This is a genomic window from Halomonas sp. A11-A (assembly GCF_003182195.1).
Lineage (GTDB): Bacteria > Pseudomonadota > Gammaproteobacteria > Pseudomonadales > Halomonadaceae > Halomonas > Halomonas alkalicola.
This window is the reverse complement of record NZ_QGTM01000005.1, coordinates 1-15,830: the sequence shown is the minus strand read 5'-3', so window position 1 is coordinate 15,830 and position 15,830 is coordinate 1. Positions and strand designations below refer to the sequence as shown.

Sequence of the window (15,830 nt, the reverse complement as noted above, 5' to 3'; positions counted from 1 at the left end):
TCGCCAACCGACATGCAAGGCAATCCCATGAATTCAATGAATGAATGGCCCAGAGGGCAGTGGCTGCGGCTCTGGTCGGCGCTCCCTGCGACGCTGGTGCGGGCCACGGCACGACAGCTGGCCGAGCGTTACGAGGTCGAGGACCTGGAGCTGGCGCAGTCCGGCCTTGGGCTGATGCCGCTCGCCGACAGCGCCTTGGGCGAGACCTACTTCATCGGCGAGGTGCCCCTGGCCCGCTCGCAGGTGCGACTGGCCAGTCCGGCACAGGGCCCGGTAGAGGGGGCGGCCACCCTGGTCGACGACCGGGTGGGCCTGGTGCGTGACCTGGCCATTCTCGACGCCGCCGTGAGTGCCCGCCTGCCGGGCCACGAGAGCGCCGTCGAGCTGCTGGCGCAGGGGGCGACGGTGGTGGCCGAAAGCGACCACCAGCGGCGCGCCCTGCTGGCCGCCACCCGCGTGGATTTCGCCCTGCTGGGCACTGCCGAGGAGGATGGCGATGAATGATCCCATGACCCTCGATGCCCCTGGCGATGTCCGCATGGGCGTCTGGCAGCCGCCACGCCAGCAGCGAGCCTTCCGGGGATTGCTGACGGCGTTCTCCTACCCGGGACGGGTCGTGCGCCTGGCCGACGACGGTGAGTTGGCCACCCTACTGCTGCTGGCGACCCTCACCGATGGTGCCTCCCGCCTGGCCGATCCCGAGCGGCGCCTGTCGGAGGATGATGTCAGGCGCCTGGGCGTGCGCAGCAGCGCGGTCGAATCCGCCGATTTCGTGCTCTGCACCGGCGCCCATCCGCCGGAGGTGACGCCCCGCCTAGGCTCGCTGGAGAACCCCGAGCAGGGCGCCACCCTGATCATCCAGGTGCCGGCGCTGGAGGAGGGCATCGAACTGCACCTGACCGGCCCGGGAATCCAGGCCGAGCAGACGCTGCGGGTAGCCGGCGTCGATCCCGCCTGGTGGCGACTGCGCGACGAGTGGAACGTCCACTTCCCCCTGGGCGTGGACCTGGTCCTGGCGAGTGAGCAGGCGGTGGCGGTGCTACCGCGTACCACTCGGCTGACTGTAGAAGGAGTGCACTGATGGGATATGTTGCCATCAAGGGCGGCGGCCGGGCGATCGCCGGGGCCGAGGCCGCCATGGAGGCGCTGCGCTGCGCCGAAGGCGAGGCCGGCACACCGCTGAGCCTTACTGCTATCGAGCAGCAGTTGCGGCTGCTCACCTCCCGGGTAGTCTCCGAGGGGGGGCTCTATCATCCGCGCCTGGCGGCGCTGGCCATCAAGCAGATGCAGGGCGATACCCTGGAGGCGGCCTTCGCGCTGCGTGCCTACCGCTCCACCAAGCCGCGCTTGCTCGACCTGCCGGTGCAGGAGACACGCCAGATGCGGCTGATCCGACGCATCTCGAGTGCCTTCAAGGACATCCCCGGTGGGCAGATGCTCGGCCCCACCACCGACTACGCGCTGCGGCTGATGCGCCTCGATCTGGCCGACGAGTCACCCGAGGCGTTCCGCTCCGTCTCGCGGCGCTTCATGGAAGGGGTTGCCGACAGCGACTTGCCCGACAGCTACCCCAAGGTGGTCGACGCCCTGCGCGAGGAGGGGCTGTTGCCGCCGCTCACGCGCTCGCGGGAGGCTGCCTTCGATATCACCCGTGACCCGCTGGTGTTCCCGGTGCCACGTTCGGCGGCGCTGGCCACCATGGCGCGCGCCGAGACCGGCTCGCTGCTGGCCATCGCCTACTCGAACATGCGCGGTTACGGCGACGTGCACCCCACCATTGCCGAGCTTCGCGTGGGCTACCTGCCCGTGGTGCTGCCGCATCCGGTCACCGGGGAGCCGGTCGAGGCCGGCGAGGTGCTGGTCACCGAGTGTGAGGTGGTGGCGATGTACGAGGGCGCCGACAGCGATGGCCCCCCCACCTTCACCCTCGGCTATGGCGCCTGCTTCGGCCACAACGAGGTCAAGGCCATCTCCATGGCGATCCTTGACCGGGCCCTGCAGAAGGGCATGCGTGACGGCCCCGCCAACCCCTCGGAGGACCCGGAGTTCGTGCTGCTGCACGTGGACGGTGTTGATTCGATGGGCTTTGCCAGTCACTACAAGATGCCGCACTACGTCACCTTCCAGTCCGACATGGACCGCCTGCGCACCACCCAGGGCAAGGCCGATGCCGCTCAGTCCTCGCAAGGAGTCGAGTCATGAACGTGAGCTATGAACTGCCGCTGGATGATGCGGCCTACAGCTTCGGTTTCCTTGACGAGTACGCCAAGCGCGAGGTGCGCCGCACCATCCTCAAGGCGATCTGCATTCCCGGCTACCAGACCCCCTACGCCTCGCGGGAGATGCCCATGGGGCGTGGCTTCGGCACCGGTGGCCTGCAGGTGACGCTGTCGCTGATCGGCGAGGGCGACACCCTCAAGGTAATCGACCAAGGTGCCGACGACTCGGTCAACGCGGTCAACCTTCGTCACTTCGTCGAGCTGACCTGCCCGGGCGTCGACACCACCGAACGCACTACCGAGGCGAGCCTGATCCAGTCCCGCCACCGTATCCCCGAAGTGGCGCTGAGCGAGTCCCAGGTGATGATCCTGCAGGTGCCCTATCCCGACCCGCTGGTGGTGGTGGAGCCCTCAGAGGCGCGGCGCAAGGTGATGCACGGCGAGGCCGACTACTCGCGGCTGCTCACCAAGCTCTACGAGGACATCGTGCAGTTCGACGAGATCACCATCTCGCACCGCTATCCGACGCGCATCAACGGCCACTACGTGATCGACCCCAGCCCGATCCCGCGCTATGACGTACCGCGCCTGGACAACAGCCCGGCGCTGATCCTGCTTGGTGCCGGTCGCGAGAAGAAGATCTACGCCGTGCCGCCCTACACCCGGGCCGAGCCGCTGGCCTTCGATGATGTGCCGTTTCGCGTCGAGGAGTTCCGCGATGCCCAGGGGGCGCGCCGACCCTGTGCCCGTTGCGGCGCCACCGACAGCTTCCTCGATGAGCTGATCGACGACGACGGCAACAAGCAGTGGCAGTGCTCCGATTCCGACTACTGCCACTCGCGCCTGGCCGAACACGACACCATCCCCGGGGAGGCGATGTCATGAAGAAGATTCTCGAGGTGCGCGGCCTGACCAAGATTCACGGTCACGGCTGCGCCCAGTGTACCGACAGCACCGGCCCGGAGATGGACACCAACATCTGTCCGCACTGTCACTCGGTCGTGGCCTGCCACGGGATCGACTTCGATCTGCACCAGGGCGAGATCCTGGGGATCATGGGCGAATCCGGCAGTGGCAAGTCCACCGTGGTCAAGACGCTGTACTTCGATGACCAGCCCACCGCGGGAGAGGCGCTGCTCTTCGATGAGGCGCGCCAGTGGGACCTGTTCAGCCTGAATGCCGCCCAGCAACGCTGGCTGCGCAACCACCGCCTGGGCATGGTCTACCAGAACCCCCACCTGGGGCTGAACTTCAATGTGTCGTCCGGCGGCAACATCGCCGAGCGCCTGTTGATGAGCGACCTGACCCACTACGGCGAGATTCGTCAGCGTGCCCGACGGCTGCTGGCGCGTACCGAGGTGCTGCCGGAGCGCATGGACGAGTCTCCCAGGCAGTTTTCCGGTGGCATGCAGCAGCGCGTGCAGATCGCCAAGGCGCTGGCCACCCAGCCCCCGCTGCTCTACCTCGACGAGGTGACCACCGGGCTCGACCTCTCGGTGCAGGCGCGCATCCTCGACCTGATCCTGGAGATCCAGCAGGAGCTGGGCACCGCCATGATCGTGGTAACCCACGACCTGGGCGTTATCCGGCTCCTGGCGGGGCGCACCATCGTCATGAAGTATGGCCGCATCATCGAATCCGGCCTGACCGACCAAATCCTCGAAGACCCCCAGCACGCCTATACCCAGCGTCTGGTGGCCTCTGCGCTGTAAGGAGCCCGACGTGCACCCTCCTATTCTCGAGATCGAAGGTCTCTCCAAGCAGTTCCAGCTGCATGACCAGAATGCGCTGATTCCCTCCTGCGCTCGGGTCGACCTGGCGGTCCATGCGGGCGAGCTGACCGCCCTGGTGGGCCCCACCGGCGCCGGCAAGTCCTCGGTGCTCAAGGCCATCTACCGCACCTACCTGCCGAGCAGCGGCCGCATCCTCTATCGCGATGCCAACGGCGCCATCACCGACCTGGCACTGGCCAGCGAACACCGCATACTGGAACTGCGTCGCCAGGACCTGGGCTTCGTGACCCAGTTCCTGCACTGCCTGCCGCGCAAGTCGGCGATGGAGGTGGTGGCCGAGCCCCTGGTGATGCGCGGCACCTCCCGCGAGCTCGCCGTCGAACGCGCCTGCGGGCTGCTCGAACTGCTCAACGTGCCCGAGCGCCTGTGGCGGGTGCCGCCGGCGACCTTCTCGGGGGGCGAGAAACAGCGCGTAAACCTCGCCCGGGGCCTGATCGCCAGGCCGCGGCTGCTGCTCCTCGACGAGCCCACCGCGAGCCTCGACCCTGCCACCACCGACCGCGTGGTGGACCTGCTCAACGCCATCAAGGCGGAGGGGGTGGGAATGCTCGCCATCTTCCACCAGCCGCAACTGGTGGAGCGGCTGGCCGACCGTGTGGTGACGCTCTCCTCGCCGGTTGCTGCTTCCGCCCTGCTGGAGGAGACGACCCCATGACCGCGATCCTGCTGACCCATGCCCGCGTGGTGCTGCCCGACGAAGTGCGTGACGATGTCGCCGTGCTGATCGAGGAGGGGCGCATCGCCGCCCTGGACCCCGCCGGCCATGCCGGGGCCATCGAGCTCGACCTGCGCGGCCGGGTGCTGATGCCCGGGATGATCGACCTGCACTGCGATGCCATGGAGAAGGAGGTGGAGCCTCGCCCCGGTGTGCATTTCCCGCTGGAGTTCGCCTGCGCCCAGGCCGACAAGCGCAACGCCACGGCCGGCGTCACCACCGTGTACCACGCCCTGTCGTTCGCCAACCATGAGCTGGGGGTGCGCAACAACGCCTTCGCCGCCGAGATCGCCCGGGCCATCGGCGACTGGCGCGCCCACGCCCTGATCGACAACCGTGTCCACGTTCGCTATGAGGTCACCGACGACTCGGCGCCGCCGGTCATCGCGGCCCTGTTGAACGAGGGGCATGCCCACCTGATCTCGTTCATGGACCACAGCCCTGGCCAGGGGCAGTTCCGCGATGTCGAGGCCTACCGCACCTACCTGTCCCGCACCTACCGAACCGACGGGGCACAGATCGATGCGCTCCTGGCCCAGAAGGCGGCCGCCGCCGAGGGGGCCATGCAGCGGATGAAAGGGCTTGCCGAGCTGGCTCGCGAGCAGCGCGTGGCCATCGCAAGCCACGACGATGACACGCCCGAGAAGGTGGCGACCGTCAGGACGCTGGGAGCGGCCATCTCCGAGTTCCCGGTCAATCTTGAGACCGCCCAGGCGGCCCGCAGGCAGGGCATGGCGACCCTGTTCGGTGCGCCCAACATCCTGCGTGGCCAGTCCCAGTCCGGCAACATGCGCGCGCTGGATGCGGTGCTGGCGGAGGTGGCCGACTGCCTGTGCGGTGACTACTCGCCGGCGGCCCTGCTGCCCTCGGTGATGCGCCTCCCCGACCTGGCCGGCATCTCGCTGGCCGAGGCGGTGGCGCTGGTGACGCGAAATCCGGCCCGGGCGGCGGGCCTGGCCGATCGCGGCGAGATTGCCGTGGGCCAGCGCGCCGACCTGGTGGCGGTGAAGACCCTGGGCGGGCTGCCTCAGGCCGAGCGGGTCTGGTCGGGGGGCGTGCCGGCACTGGTCGCCCACTTCGACCACGGATGAGGAGCAGGGGCATGGGCAGGGAGAACGGCAGCGAGGCACGCCTGATCTACGTGATGGGCGCCTCGGGCAGCGGCAAGGATACCCTGATGAGCTACGCCAGGCAGCGACTGGCGGATACGGGCGCGGCGTGCTTCGCCCACCGCTACATCACCCGGGAGGCCGGGGCCGGTGGCGAGAACCACGTGGCGCTGAGCGAGGTGGAGTTCGCCGCACGGCTGGTGCGCGGGATGTTCGCCATGCACTGGGAGAGCCACGGCCTGCGCTACGCCATCGGCATCGAGATCGATGCCTGGCTGGCGGGCGACATCAGCGTGGTGGTCAACGGCTCGCGGGGCTATCTGGAACAGGCTCGAGCGCGCTATCCGCGGCTGGTGCCGGTTTCCATCGAGGTCTCCACCGAGACCCTGCGCGAGCGCCTGCTGGCGCGTGGCCGTGAGACGCCGGTGGCCATCGAGCAGCGTCTGGCGCGCCACGCGGCGCTGCGCACGGAGGGTCTCGCGGGCCACCGGATCGACAACGACGGCACGATCGAGGATGCCGGCGAGGCCCTGGTGCGGCTGATCCGGGAAGGCCACCGGGAGGTGCTGCCATGCGCGTGACCTTTCTCGGTACCGGGGCCGTGGGGGGCGTGCCCCTCTTCGGCTGTGACTGCCCGGCCTGCGAGCGGGCGAGGGTTGACCCGCGACATGTGCGTCTGCCGTCCAGCGCACTGGTCGAGAGCGGCGGTACCCGGGTGCTGATCGATGCCGGGCTGATGGATCTCCACGAGCGCTTCCCGCCTGGCTGGCTGGATGCCATCGTGCTCACTCACTACCATGCCGACCATGTGCAGGGACTGTTGCATCTGCGCTGGGGGCGCGGTGACGCGATTCCCGTCTTCGGCCCGCCGGACAGCGAGGGGTGTGCCGACCTCTTCAAGCACCCCGGCCTGCTGGCCTTCGAGACGGCCCGCAAGTACGCGCCCTTCGAGGTTGGGGGGCTGCGCTTCACGCCTCTGCCGCTCATCCACTCCAAGCCCACCCTGGGCTATGCCATCGAGGATGGCCAGGGCGGGCGCTTCGCCTACCTCACCGACACCCTCGGCCTGCCACCCGGGACCATGGGTTTCCTGCAGGGGTGGGGGGCGTTCGAGATGGCGCTCGACTGCACCTTCCCTCCCCGGGACGAGCCGCGCAACCACAACGACTGGCACCTGGCCCGGCGGCTCGCCACCGAGGCGGGAGCACACCGTACCTGGCTCACCCATATCGGCCATGAGCTGGACGCGTGGCGGATCGCCGAAGGCGCCGACACGCCGCCAGGGGTGGCGGTGGCCGGCGATGGCGATATCGTGGAGATCTCGGCGGATGATCGATGAGCGCCTCGCTGGCGCTGGCGCTGTCCGTGACGATGCACGTGATCTGGAACCTGATGGCGCGCCATCTGCCGCGGGAGGCCAACCCGCTATGGTGGGTGCTGCTCGCGCACCTGCTGCTGTTTGCCCCCTGGGGTTTCTGGGAACTGGCAAGCCGCGCGGCGTGGTCGCTGGAGCTGGTGGCCTTGCTGGCGGTCTCGGCGACGGCCAATGCGATCTACTTCCTGGGCCTGGCCCGTGCCTATGAGCAGGCTCCGGTGGCGCTGGTCTACCCGCTGGTGCGCAGCTCTCCGCTGCTCATCGCGCTATGGGGTTCGCTGCTGCTGGGACAGTCGCTCCCGCTGCTGGCCTGGGTGGGCATCGGCGTCAGCGTGTTCGGCCTCTGGATCATGGCCTCGACGGCGCGCCATGCCACGGACCGTCGCGCGCTGCCGTGGGCCCTGCTGGCCATGCTGGCGACCAGCCTCTATTCGCTTAGCGACAAGGCGGCCACGCCGCACCTGCCGACGTTCATGGCGCTGGTCGGGTTCCTCTCGGTGGGTTACCTGGCCGCCTGGCTGTGCCTGACCTGGCGTATGCATGGCCAGACCCGGCGCTGGCGACCGCCACAGCGGATCGGCGCCGTGGCGGGGCTGGTCGGTGGCAGCTGCATCGGCCTGGCCTATGCCCTTGTCATCCACGCCATGCGCGAGCTGCCGGCGGCTGAGGTGGTGGCCTACACCAACGCCGGCATCGTGTTTGCCACTCTGCTGTCAATCTTCCTGTTCAGGGAGCGCGCCGCCTGGCGGCGGCGCGTGCTGGGCATGGTGGTGATTACCTTGGGGCTGGGCATCCTGGCGCTGCGCTGACCTGCTATGGCGGGCGCCAGGGGGGGGGCGGGACGGTGGCGGTGCCAGGGCCGGCTTCGGCTCAGCTGAGCCGCTGCATGTAGTCCACGTAGCCGAAGGTGCGGACCGTGCTCACCTCGCGGCTCGCCTCGTCGATGCGGCAGATCGACGGCAGGCGGATGCCGTTGAAGGTGGTGGTCTTGACCATGGTGTAGTGGGCCATGTCGGTGAACACCAGGCGGTCGCCGATCTCAAGCGGCGCATCGAACGAGTAGTCGCCGATCACGTCGCCGGCGAGGCAGGTCATGCCCCCCAGGCGGTAGGTGTGGGCCTTCTCGTTCGGCTCGCCGCCGCCGATGATGTGCGGGCGGTAGGGCATCTCCAGCACGTCGGGCATGTGCGCCGTAGCGGAGGTGTCGAGGATGGCGATGGGGCCTTCATTCTCGACGATATCCAGCACGCTGCAGACCAGGTAGCCGGTGTTCAGCGCGATCGCCTCCCCCGGCTCCAGGTAGACGGTGAGGTGCGGATGGCGCTCCCGGAAGCCCTGTATCACCCGCACCAGCCGCTCGACGTCGTAGTCGGCGCGAGTGATGTGGTGGCCTCCGCCGAAGTTGACCCACTTCAGGCCGGCGAGGTAGTGGCCGAAGCGCTCCTCGAAGGCCGCCAGGGTCGACTCCAGGTCGTCGCTGTTCTGCTCGCACAGGGTGTGGAAGTGCAGCCCCTCGAGCCCTTCCATCACCTCCGGGGTGAGGTCGGCCGCCCGGGTGCCGAGCCGCGAACCCGGCGCGCAGGGGTCATAGAGCGGCACCGAACCGGTGGAGTGCTCGGGGTTGACCCGCATGCCGCAGGAGACCCGGCGCGGCGCGCCCGCGATGGTCTCGCGGAAGCGCCGCCACTGGCCCGGGGAGTTGAAGCTCAGGTGGTCGGCGTAGCGCAGCACCACCGACATCTCCTCTTCGGTGAAGGCCGGCGAGTAGCAGTGCACCTCGCCGCCGAAGGTCTCCGCCCCCAGGCGCGCCTCGTCCTGCCCGCTGGCCGTGGTGCCCACCAGGTACTGGCGCACCAGCGGGAAGGTGTTCCACATGGCGAAGCCCTTCAGGGCCAGCAGGATGCGCGCACCGCTGCGCGCCTGGACCTGCCCGAGCAGCTCCAGGTTCTTGCGCAGCAGGGCGTCGTCCACCACATAGGCCGGTGAGGGGCAGGCCATAACGTCGAAATTGAGATCGAAGTCCGGGCTCTGCTCGCGTGCGTTCGCCATGGCTCAGGCCAGGGGGTCGTGGTCGGGGTCGAGCTCGACCACCTGCCAGGGCAGCCCCATCTCGCCGATGCGCGCCATGAAGGGGTCGGGGTCGAGCTGCTCGACGTTGAACACGCCCGCGCCCTTCCAGATCCCTTCCAGCATCAGCATGGCGCCGGTCACCGCCGGCACGCCGGTGGTGTAGGAGATCGCCTGGGACTTGACCTCCTCGTAGCACTTCTCGTGGTCGCAGATGTTGTAGATGTACACCTTGCGACGCTTACCGTCCTTGATGCCGTCGGCGATGATGCCGATGTTGGTCTTGCCCTTGGTGCGCGGGCCCAGCGAGGCCGGGTCGGGCAGCACCGCCTTGAGGAACTCCAGCGGGGCGATCTTGGCGCCACCTACCTCGATCGGCTCGATGCTGGTCATGCCGACGTTCTCGAGCACCTTGAGGTGAGTGATGTACTTCTCGGAGAAGGTCATCCAGAAGCGGATGCGCTCCAGCCCCTTGATGTTCCGGCACAGGGACTCGAGCTCCTCGTGGTAGAGGAGGTAGATGTCCTTCTCGCCGATGCCGTCGAAGTCGAACTTGCGCTTCACGGCCAGCGGGTCGGTCTCCTTCCACTCGCCCTTCTCCCAGTAGCGACCCTTCGCGGTGATCTCGCGAATGTTGATCTCCGGGTTGAAGTTGGTGGCGAAGGGGTAGCCGTGGTCGCCGCCGTTGGCGTCCAGGATGTCGATGCGGTGGATCTCGTCGAACAGGTTCTTCTGGGCGTAGGCGCAGTAGATGTTGGTCATGCCCGGGTCGAAGCCGCAGCCCAGGGTGGCCATGTTGCCGGCCGCCTGGTAGCGCTCCTGGAAGGCCCATTGCTCCTTGTACTCGAACTTCGCCTCGTCGGGATGCTCGTAGTTGGCGGTGTCGAGGTAGGGCACGCCGGTCTTCAGGCAGGCCTCCATGATGGTCAGGTCCTGATAGGGCAGGGCCACGTGGATCAGCACGTCGGGCTTGAACGACTCGATCAGCTTGACCAGATCATCGACGCTGTCGGCGTCCACCTGGGCGGTCTGGATCTGGCGATCCAGCTGGGCGGCGATCGCCTTGCACTTCGCTTCGTTGCGGCTGGCCAGCATGATCTCGCTGAAGACCTCGGGGTGCTGGGCGCACTTGTGGGTCACCACGCCGCCGACGCCGCCGGCGCCAATAATCAGGACTTTGCTCATGGGGTTTCGAATCCAGATCGGGAAATGTCAACAGTGGTAGGGTCTTATCGGTAGTGAAGCGCCTCGGCGCCCCCGACCCGATGCCACCCCGGTCTTGGCCTCGCCCGGCTCCCCGCAGGGGGGGATGACGAGTGGGCGCAGATAATGGCTCCCCCTGAGGCTGGTATCAAGTGGTTTTCGAGTCAAGCCTGCGACCAAAGTCGCAGGCCAGGGTGCTCAGGGGAGGCCAGGTCATTCTGCCGCGCGCATCATGACGGGCCGATGGCAGCCGCCCGGCAGGGCCAGAAACGAAAAAAGCACCCGTAGGTGCTTGATTCGTCGACTGTTTGGTGGAGGCGGCGTCCAACCAAAAAACCGCACAACCATTTGATGTAAAATGTTTTTATTTTTCTAAGTTTGGCTTTATGCCCCCATATATGCCCCCTTCGAGAAGGTTCTACCCCCTCGGGAGAGCCGGCTCAGTTGCAGTAGGTCTGATTGCCGATTCGCTGGCAGGTGGTGCCGTCGGACCCATAGGTCGTGTTGCCGATTCTCTGCACGGTCGTGCCATCCGAGTTGTAGAGCGTGTTACCGATCTGCTGAGAGGTTTGGCCACCAGAGTGGTAGGTGGTGTTGCCGATCCTTTGCGAGGTGCTGCCACCGGGCCCATAGGTGGTATTGCCGATGTTCTGGTAGGTCGAGCCATCCGAGCCGTAGGTGTTGCCGCCGATGTTCTGATAGTTGGTCCCGGGCTGGCCGTGGAGCAGGCTCTGGGCCGCGGCAGTGGCAGAGAACAGTGCGATGCCGGCGATGATGAGTAATTTCTTCATGGTCCCTCCTTGGGTGAGCCCTCATCATAGTTCAGCCCCGCCGGGGTCGTCGCGATCGCTTTCGTCCACCCCGTCCACTTCATCTACCCCACCAATCGCCCGTGGCCTTCCCGCCCCAAGTTTGATGAGATAGGTGCCTGTCACCACGGCCGCTCGATGCGGCCGGCTCATCGCAAAGGGAACCGCTGTACATGATCCTCACCCTCAACCAGCTGGAGCGGCACCTCTTCAAGGCCGCCGATATCCTGCGCGGGCGTATGGACGCCTCGGAGTTCAAGGAGTACATCTTCGGCATGCTCTTCCTGAAACGCTGCTCGGACGTCTTCGAGCAGCGCCAGGAGGAAGTCCGCGACCAGCTCAAGCAGGCCGGCGCAGGCGAGATCGATATCGCCCACCAGGTCGAGTTTCCCGACTGGTATCGCGCCACCTTCTACGTGCCACCGCAGTCGCGCTGGTCGCACCTGCTGAAGGAGGCCCACCAGGGCGTCGGCAGCGCCCTCAACAAGGCACTGGCGGGCCTGGAGGAGCACAACCCCAGCCTCGCCGGGGTGTTGGAGCACATCGACTTCACCCGCAAGGTAGGCTCCACCACCCTGCCGGACAAGAAGCTCCGGGATCTGATCGTCCACTTCAGCGAGTACCGGCTGCGCAACGAGGACTTCGAGTTCCCCGACCTGCTGGGTGCGGCCTACGAGTACCTGATCCGCGACTTCGCCGACTCCGCCGGCAAGAAGGGCGGCGAGTTCTATACCCCGCGCCCAGTGGTCCGCATGATGGTGCAGCTGATGGACCCCCAGGAGGGCCACAGCGTCTATGACCCATGTATGGGCTCGGGCGGTATGCTGATCCTTTCCAAGGAGTACCTGGAGGAGCAGGGTGGCGACCCGCGCCGGCTCAACCTCTTCGGCCAGGAGGCCTCCGGCTCGGTGTGGGCCATCGCCAAAATGAACATGCTGCTGCACGGGGTGAATAGCGCCGACCTGCGCAACGACGACACCCTCACCGACCCGCAGCACGTCGAGGGCGGCGAGCTGACGCGCTTCGACCGCATCCTCACCAACCCGCCCTTCTCCATCGGCTTCACGCCGAGCCAGCACTTCCCGGAGCGCTTCCACTACGGCAGCGTGCCGGAGGGAGCCAAGAAGGCTGACCTGATGTTCCTGCAGCACATGGTCGCCTGCCTCAAGTCCGACGGCCGCCTGGCCACCGTCATGCCCCATGGCGTGCTGTTCCGCGGCGGCGACGAGAAGCGCATCCGCGCCGGCATGCTGGAGGACGACCTGGTGGAGGCGGTGATCGGCCTCGCCCCCAACCTCTTCTACGGCACCGGCATCCCGGCGAGCATCCTGGTGCTGCGCGCCAAGGGCGCCAAGCCCGAGGAGCGCCGGGGCAAGGTGCTGTTCATCAACGCCGACCGCGAGTTCTTTGAAGGCCGCGCCCAGAACCACCTGCTGCCCGAGCACATCGAAAAGATCGCCAGCACCTACGACGCCTTCGAGGACGTGCCCGGCTTCGCCCGGGTGGTGCCCATCAACGAGCTGCGCGATAACGACTACAACCTCAACATCCGCCGCTACGCCGACAACACCCCGCCGCCGGAGCCCCAGGACGTGCACGCCCACCTCAAGGGCGGCGTGCCGGTGGCCGAGATCGACGCCAAGCGCCCGCTCTTCGACGCCCAGGGCCTCGACCCCATGGCGCTCTTTATCCACAGGGCGAACGACCCCGACTATGTGGATTTCGCCGAGCATCTGAGCGAGAAGCGCGACCTCAAGCCTGCCATCGAGGCCGACGCCGGCCTGCGACAGAAGGAGGCCAGCGTGATGGCCGCCTTCGAGGCCTGGTGGGCCGAGCACGGCGCCAGCATCACCGGGCTGACCGGCAACGGCGGTCGCCTCACCCAACTGCGCGACGAGCTGCTGGGCAGCTTCACAGCGGCCCTGGAGCCCACCGCCATGCTCGATCGCTTCGCGGTGCGCGGCATCATCGCGGGCTTCTGGTTCGACAACAAGAACGAGTTCCGCACCCTGCAGGCCCGCGGCTGCCTGGGCGTGGTGGATGCCTGGCGCACCAGCATCGTGAGCCTGCTGGAGGACGAGCAGAGCAAGGCCAACCCGCTGGATCACCGCCTGGTCCACTTCCTGCTGGAGGAGTACGTCGCCGAGCTGGAGGAACTCGCCGCCCGCAAGGCGGAGCTGGACGCCCAGATCAAGGCCGCCGAGGCCAAGCCCGAGGGCGATGACGGCGACGAAGCCGACGCCGATAGCGGCGATGGCGACGACGCCCCAACCCCGGAGCAGATCAAGGCCTGGAAGAGCCAGCGCACCCAGGTGAAGAAGCAGCACAAGGCCAAGATCGCCAGCTTCGAGACCCACCTCAACGCCGCCGTGGACGCCCTCGACGAGCCCGACGCCGCCAAGCTGGTGGGAGACATCCTGCATAACGATCTCAAGGGCATCCTCGAGCGCTATATCCGCCAGCAGCGCCAGCAGGTGATCGCCGCCTTCGAGACCTGGTGGGACAAGTATCGGGTGACGCTGGCCGACATCGAGAAAGAGCGGGATGCCGCTGCCCGGGAGCTGCAGCTGTACCTGGAGGGGCTTGGGTATGTCTGAGTGGGTACGTGGCAGTCTTGGAGAGTTGGCCTCAGGGGTTAGCCCGGATGTTGCACCGGGTCAGTCAGAAGTCCTCAGATGCCAGGCTCGGTGGGGATAAAAGGGATCTGGGGTGGAGTTTGGCTGTTTTTTGATCAAGTTCCTGTGCTCAGGGCGCACCTCCCCCCACCCCCATGTCTTTTCTGTGCCGGGGACAGCACGCCGCGACGCTATCCCGGCACCAGCTTGCTGGCCAACATCAGGAAGAGGTCCTGCTCCGGATACTGGCTGTTCAACAGTAAGCGGCCATCCTGGCGCGTCGTTTCTTGAAATGGCCTGACCCCCTACGCTGATCCCGTCATTCACCGACGGAGCATCAGTCCCCATGTCGAAGCGACGCCACTCCCGCCACCCCGCCTCGCAATGGCAGGCCTGGGTCGACGAACAGGCCCAAAGCGGGCTCTCCCAGCAAGCCTTCTGTCGGCAGGTAGGGCTTCCCGTCAGTTCCTTCAAGCTCTGGAAGCGGCGACTGGCCGGCGACGCACCAATGCCTTATCACAGGGCTGCCGAGCCGGCGCTCTTCGCACCCGTGTCAGTGCCAGAGGAAGATGCCATTAGTGACGAGCCACGCGGCTGGGAGATCGAGCTCGACCTGGGGGATGGTGTCTGTCTGCGCTTTCGCCGGGGGGCATGATGCGCCCGCCGATCACGCTCTGGCTGTGCACCCAGCCCACCGACATGCGTTGCTCGTATGATGGGCTGGCCGCCCTGGTTCGCCGACAGCTGGGTCAGAATCCGCTGAGCGGGCACGGTTTCATCTTCATCAACCGGCGGCGCACCCAGCTCAAGTGCCTGTACTTCCAGGCCGGCGGCTACTGCGTGTGGAGCAAGCGCCTGGAGCGCGGACGTTTCGCCACCCTGTCGTCGTCCACCGCCGGCCAGGCGATCACGCTCAGCCCTGCCGAGCTCGAAGCCCTGATCGAGGGACTCGATCTGGTGGTCACGAAACGCCGCAAACGCTGGCATCCCAAGGTGTCAGCGGCCTGATGGCATGGTAAAATAACGGCCTGATTCACCAGGAAATATCGCCTCGTGTCGTCGCCGTCTCTGGAGCAGAAATACCAGCAATCTCTGGCCGAAAACTCGGTCCTCAGGGAAGAGAATGCGTCGCTCCAACGCCAGCTCGACTGGTTCAAGCGGCAGCTGTTCGGTCGCAAGTCGGAGCGCCTGCTGGCGATCGACCCGGCCGTGCAACAGAGCCTGCTCGGCAGTATGCAGGATCTGCCGGCTCCGCCGCCGCCCGAGCCTGATGAAGACGCCTCACCCGCCAAGACGCCGTCACGCAAGACGCGTCGTGATGCCGTCAACGACACCGGGCTGCGCTTCGATGCCTCGGTGCCGGTCAAGGTGATTGAGGTGGCACCGGACCTGCCCGAGGGCATGAGCCTGGACGACGTCGAGGTGATCGCCACGCGCAGCACCTTCCGCCTGGCGCAGCGCCGGGCCAGCTTCGAGGTGCTGGAGTATCGTTGCCCGGTGTTCAAGGTCAGCAAGGCGGCGCCGCCCCAGGCAACGTCAGCGCCGGCCACGCTGTTCGACGGCTCACTGGCCGACGTCAGCTTCATCGCCGGCCTGCTGGTCGACAAGTTCTGCTACCACCTGCCGCTCTATCGCCAGCATCAGCGCCTGCAGCAGGCCGGCATCCAGCTCAGTCGCACCACACTGACTCAGCAGGTGGCGCGAGCTGCGGCGTTGCTGTCGCCGATCCACCTGGCCCAGCTGGAGCACGTGCTGCAAAGCCAGGTGCTGGCCATGGACGAGACGCCGATCAAGGCGGGCCGCAAGATCAAGGGCAAGATGCAGGAGGCATGGTTCTGGCCGCTGTACGGTGACCACGACGAGATCAGCTTCACCTTTTCCCCGTCACGCGCCAAGGCCCACATCGACACGGTGCTGGGTGACCA

General features: G+C 67.0%; 17 protein-coding genes. 14 read left to right on the top strand and 3 right to left on the bottom strand.

Annotated elements, in window-relative coordinates; all coding sequences use genetic code 11:
• The first annotated feature begins 27 nt into the window (after nt 1-27).
• Genes DER72_RS05510 through DER72_RS05465 form a run of 10 tightly spaced genes read left to right on the top strand, consistent with a single transcriptional unit; the run spans nt 28 to nt 8,020 of the window.
• Nucleotides 28-504 (top strand): phosphonate C-P lyase system protein PhnG, encoded by a 477-nt coding sequence (locus tag DER72_RS05510; protein ID WP_110069001.1) that lies wholly within the window; start codon nt 28-30, stop codon nt 502-504.
• Complete coding sequence (phnH, locus tag DER72_RS05505; RefSeq protein WP_181395609.1) at nt 497-1,081, top strand: phosphonate C-P lyase system protein PhnH; 585 nt, start codon at nt 497-499, stop codon at nt 1,079-1,081. The genes DER72_RS05510 and phnH overlap by 8 nt, the downstream gene beginning before the upstream one ends.
• Complete coding sequence (locus DER72_RS05500; protein WP_110068999.1) at nt 1,081-2,202, top strand: carbon-phosphorus lyase complex subunit PhnI; 1,122 nt, start codon at nt 1,081-1,083, stop codon at nt 2,200-2,202. The genes phnH and DER72_RS05500 overlap by 1 nt, the downstream gene beginning before the upstream one ends.
• Nucleotides 2,199-3,104 carry an alpha-D-ribose 1-methylphosphonate 5-phosphate C-P-lyase PhnJ gene (locus tag DER72_RS05495; protein WP_110068998.1) on the top strand — a complete coding sequence of 302 codons (906 nt, stop codon included), beginning with the start codon at nt 2,199-2,201 and terminating at the stop codon, nt 3,102-3,104. The genes DER72_RS05500 and DER72_RS05495 overlap by 4 nt, the downstream gene beginning before the upstream one ends.
• Nucleotides 3,101-3,931, top strand: a complete 831-nt coding sequence (locus DER72_RS05490; RefSeq protein WP_110068997.1) for an ATP-binding cassette domain-containing protein — start codon at nt 3,101-3,103, stop codon at nt 3,929-3,931. The genes DER72_RS05495 and DER72_RS05490 overlap by 4 nt, the downstream gene beginning before the upstream one ends.
• A gap of 10 nt (nt 3,932-3,941) precedes the next feature.
• Complete coding sequence (gene phnL, locus DER72_RS05485) at nt 3,942-4,667, top strand: phosphonate C-P lyase system protein PhnL (RefSeq protein ID WP_110068996.1); 726 nt, start codon at nt 3,942-3,944, stop codon at nt 4,665-4,667.
• Nucleotides 4,664-5,818 (top strand): alpha-D-ribose 1-methylphosphonate 5-triphosphate diphosphatase, encoded by a 1,155-nt coding sequence (locus DER72_RS05480; RefSeq protein WP_110068995.1) that lies wholly within the window; start codon nt 4,664-4,666, stop codon nt 5,816-5,818. The genes phnL and DER72_RS05480 overlap by 4 nt, the downstream gene beginning before the upstream one ends.
• Before the next feature lie 11 nt (nt 5,819-5,829).
• On the top strand, nt 5,830-6,417 hold the full coding sequence (gene phnN, locus DER72_RS05475) for a phosphonate metabolism protein/1,5-bisphosphokinase (PRPP-forming) PhnN (RefSeq protein ID WP_110068994.1): 588 nt from the start codon (nt 5,830-5,832) through the stop codon (nt 6,415-6,417).
• The gene (gene phnP / locus DER72_RS05470) at nt 6,408-7,175 is read left to right on the top strand and encodes a phosphonate metabolism protein PhnP (RefSeq protein WP_110068993.1); all 768 of its coding nucleotides are present in this window, start codon (nt 6,408-6,410) and stop codon (nt 7,173-7,175) included. Before phnN ends, phnP begins: the two co-directional genes overlap by 10 nt.
• The gene (locus tag DER72_RS05465; protein ID WP_110068992.1) at nt 7,172-8,020 is read left to right on the top strand and encodes an EamA family transporter; all 849 of its coding nucleotides are present in this window, start codon (nt 7,172-7,174) and stop codon (nt 8,018-8,020) included. The genes phnP and DER72_RS05465 overlap by 4 nt, the downstream gene beginning before the upstream one ends.
• Before the next feature lie 61 nt (nt 8,021-8,081).
• Here the strand turns inward: DER72_RS05465 and nspC are convergent, their stop codons facing one another.
• The 3 genes from nspC to DER72_RS05450 all read right to left on the bottom strand — a co-directional run bounded on the left by nspC (nt 8,082) and on the right by DER72_RS05450 (nt 11,272).
• Entirely contained in the window at nt 8,082-9,260 is a 1,179-nt protein-coding gene (gene nspC / locus DER72_RS05460; protein ID WP_110068991.1) for a carboxynorspermidine decarboxylase, read from the bottom strand.
• A gap of 3 nt (nt 9,261-9,263) precedes the next feature.
• A complete protein-coding gene (locus DER72_RS05455; protein WP_110068990.1) occupies nt 9,264-10,463 on the bottom strand; it encodes a saccharopine dehydrogenase family protein in 1,200 nt (399 codons plus the stop codon).
• A 458-nt stretch (nt 10,464-10,921) separates the two neighbouring features.
• Nucleotides 10,922-11,272, bottom strand: coding sequence for a hypothetical protein (locus tag DER72_RS05450; RefSeq protein ID WP_219983231.1), 351 nt, complete (start codon nt 11,270-11,272; stop codon nt 10,922-10,924).
• A 191-nt stretch (nt 11,273-11,463) separates the two neighbouring features.
• On the opposite strand from DER72_RS05450, the gene DER72_RS05445 reads away from it, so the two are divergent.
• The 4 genes from DER72_RS05445 to DER72_RS05430 form a co-directional block, all read left to right on the top strand.
• Complete coding sequence (locus tag DER72_RS05445) at nt 11,464-13,887, top strand: class I SAM-dependent DNA methyltransferase (RefSeq protein ID WP_110068989.1); 2,424 nt, start codon at nt 11,464-11,466, stop codon at nt 13,885-13,887.
• A gap of 364 nt (nt 13,888-14,251) precedes the next feature.
• On the top strand, nt 14,252-14,560 hold the full coding sequence (locus tag DER72_RS05440; protein ID WP_110068988.1) for a hypothetical protein: 309 nt from the start codon (nt 14,252-14,254) through the stop codon (nt 14,558-14,560).
• Nucleotides 14,560-14,913, top strand: a complete 354-nt coding sequence (tnpB, locus tag DER72_RS05435; protein WP_110069146.1) for an IS66 family insertion sequence element accessory protein TnpB — start codon at nt 14,560-14,562, stop codon at nt 14,911-14,913. The genes DER72_RS05440 and tnpB overlap by 1 nt, the downstream gene beginning before the upstream one ends.
• Nucleotides 14,914-14,958: 45 nt before the next feature.
• A partial coding sequence (locus tag DER72_RS05430) for a transposase (protein ID WP_146209036.1) occupies nt 14,959-15,830 on the top strand: 872 nt, incomplete at its 3' end.

Excerpts from the sequence above, each read along its gene's own strand:
- DER72_RS05510 (WP_110069001.1), top strand. The coding sequence starts at position 28 with ATGAATTCAATGAATGAATGGCCCAGAGGGCAGTGGCTGCGGCTCTGG.
- DER72_RS05500 (WP_110068999.1), top strand. The coding sequence starts at position 1,081 with ATGGGATATGTTGCCATCAAGGGCGGCGGCCGGGCGATCGCCGGGGCC.
- DER72_RS05450 (WP_219983231.1), bottom strand. The coding sequence starts at position 11,272 with ATGAAGAAATTACTCATCATCGCCGGCATCGCACTGTTCTCTGCCACT.
- DER72_RS05495 (WP_110068998.1), top strand. The coding sequence starts at position 2,199 with ATGAACGTGAGCTATGAACTGCCGCTGGATGATGCGGCCTACAGCTTC.
- DER72_RS05480 (WP_110068995.1), top strand. The coding sequence starts at position 4,664 with ATGACCGCGATCCTGCTGACCCATGCCCGCGTGGTGCTGCCCGACGAA.
- DER72_RS05455 (WP_110068990.1), bottom strand. The coding sequence starts at position 10,463 with ATGAGCAAAGTCCTGATTATTGGCGCCGGCGGCGTCGGCGGCGTGGTG.
- phnP (WP_110068993.1), top strand. The coding sequence starts at position 6,408 with ATGCGCGTGACCTTTCTCGGTACCGGGGCCGTGGGGGGCGTGCCCCTC.
- DER72_RS05490 (WP_110068997.1), top strand. The coding sequence starts at position 3,101 with ATGAAGAAGATTCTCGAGGTGCGCGGCCTGACCAAGATTCACGGTCAC.
- nspC (WP_110068991.1), bottom strand. The coding sequence starts at position 9,260 with ATGGCGAACGCACGCGAGCAGAGCCCGGACTTCGATCTCAATTTCGAC.
- phnN (WP_110068994.1), top strand. The coding sequence starts at position 5,830 with ATGGGCAGGGAGAACGGCAGCGAGGCACGCCTGATCTACGTGATGGGC.
- DER72_RS05445 (WP_110068989.1), top strand. The coding sequence starts at position 11,464 with ATGATCCTCACCCTCAACCAGCTGGAGCGGCACCTCTTCAAGGCCGCC.
- phnH (WP_181395609.1), top strand. The coding sequence starts at position 497 with ATGAATGATCCCATGACCCTCGATGCCCCTGGCGATGTCCGCATGGGC.
- tnpB (WP_110069146.1), top strand. The coding sequence starts at position 14,560 with ATGCGCCCGCCGATCACGCTCTGGCTGTGCACCCAGCCCACCGACATG.
- DER72_RS05440 (WP_110068988.1), top strand. The coding sequence starts at position 14,252 with ATGTCGAAGCGACGCCACTCCCGCCACCCCGCCTCGCAATGGCAGGCC.
- DER72_RS05465 (WP_110068992.1), top strand. The coding sequence starts at position 7,172 with ATGAGCGCCTCGCTGGCGCTGGCGCTGTCCGTGACGATGCACGTGATC.